Source organism: Salinicola sp. (genome assembly GCF_982684285.1).
Genome location: NZ_CEXLVS010000244.1, coordinates 4,389 through 6,151 on the forward strand (window position 1 = coordinate 4,389; position 1,763 = coordinate 6,151).

At 64.5% G+C, this 1,763-nt stretch carries 3 protein-coding genes; all 3 read right to left on the bottom strand.

Annotated features, from left to right (window positions below):
- Nucleotides 1-37 precede the first annotated feature (37 nt).
- Nucleotides 38-355 carry a glutaredoxin family protein gene (locus tag AC3AYF_RS17130; protein WP_298839417.1) on the bottom strand — a complete coding sequence of 106 codons (318 nt, stop codon included), beginning with the start codon at nt 353-355 and terminating at the stop codon, nt 38-40.
- 63 nt (nt 356-418) lie between these two features.
- Nucleotides 419-1,024: a hypothetical protein gene (locus AC3AYF_RS17135; RefSeq protein WP_487780072.1), complete on the bottom strand. Its 606-nt coding sequence runs from the start codon at nt 1,022-1,024 to the stop codon at nt 419-421.
- A gap of 44 nt (nt 1,025-1,068) precedes the next feature.
- On the bottom strand, nt 1,069-1,763 hold a 695-nt coding region (locus tag AC3AYF_RS17140; RefSeq protein WP_487780073.1), incomplete at its 5' end, for a transglutaminase-like cysteine peptidase.

Here is a 1,763-nt window from a genome sequence, read left to right on the forward strand (position 1 = left end):
AACACGCCACCCGGCGTCACCGCCGATTTCCGAACCGTCACTGCCCCTCGAACCGACGCGCCAGGTAGCGATTGATATCGGCGGACTCATACATCCACTCGACCTCGCCATTTCCATGGTCGATGCGCAGGCACGGCACCATGGTGCGGCCCCCGCCCGCCATGAGCTCCTGGCGGCGCTCCGGGTCACGCTGGGTGTCGCGCAGTTCGATGGGCAGCGCCAGGCGTTGAATCTGGTGGCGGACGCGATGGCAGAATGGACAGCTCATGAAATGATAGAGCGCCAAGTCCCGACAGGCGCGATCGACGGCAGCCTGAGCGTCGGCGGAACGCTCGATGGGAGTCGCTGAGAACATGGTCTTGAACCACCTCCTGATTCGGTCGGACATGAGATATGACGCCACCTTCCCGTCTGTCGTTCAGTTGACCGGCACCGATGCCTCATCGCCATCAGACTCGGCCGCCTCACTGGCGGCCTGGTCGATCGCAGCGGCATCCTGATCGTCGACCAGGACCGGAATCGTCAGCGGCGCATCGGTCGGCATCGTCACGCTCGCGGGTGGCACCGCCTCGATGGGCGCGGGCACGTAGCGCTGAGCCGGCGGTTCGGGAGGGAGCAGGAAGTCGCTGGAGACCAGCGGTTGCGCCCGCTGGGCGTCACCTGGAAGCCGCAGGGTCGCCTGGATCAGCGGCGACGCGAACTGATCCCGAAACTCCTGCCGTGAAATCCTCCCGCTCCCATCCGCATCCAATGTGTGCCAGTCGCCCCCCAACCCCAGCCGTTCGACGTCCAGCGGCAACAACGAACCATCGGCATCGCCATCGGCGGTATCGAAGACGTTGTCGGCGCTGACCTGGCCGCTCCCCTGGGCCGCCGGCCGGTCGACGACGACGTCAGGGTTCGTCGTGCTGGAAGCGCAAGCCGTCAGCCATAGCATCACGGGGATCGACACCAGCCACCCACGCGGCCACCCTGCGGCTCCCGTACTCCTCACCGTAGTGGGATTCATCCCCTTTGCATTCATCCGTTCGTCTCCCTCGAGATTCGTACCCGATGCCGACGGCGTCATCATCGCCGCGGATTCCGCAGCGAGCCGTCGTCCAGCCGCTGCTGCCAGTTCTGCCACAGACTCAGCCGGCTCGATTCGCCGACTTCACGCCCGCCTCCACCCAGTTTGCTGATCCAAAGATGACTGCCGTTGAAGCTGTAGATCGGGAGCAGATCGTTGCGGCTGGAGGCCGGCTCGATCCGTTTGTCGATGTTGTCCAGCACCACCGGCGGCGTCGCCGCGCTGGGTGCCCAGGTCACCACCATATGGAACTGGTCGTAGGGAATGTACTTGACGTAATGCAGGCGCAGTTGATTGTCCGGCACGCCGAGCTCGCGCAGCGTCAGGTACTTGGCCATGGCGAAATCCTCGCAATCCCCCGCGCCGACACCGAGAAACTCGAATGGCGTGGCCCAGTAATCCTCCACCTGCCAGACATCGACATCGTCGACGAAACGCAGCTGATTGAAGAAGTCGTTGACCCCCTTGAGCTGGGTCTCGACCGACCGCCCCTGCAGTTGGTCGATCAGCACCGGCCACTGCTGGATACGCTGCCATCCCGCCTGGCCATAGATCGAGACCACCTCCTGTCGCGGCGGCAACTTCGGCAAGGCCTGGACCAGGTGGCCGAACTGGAACATGCCCAGCAGACAAAGCAGACCCAGGAGCGCCGGGCCCGGGCCCGGGAATGCTTCGAGCGAACCCTGGAGATCGA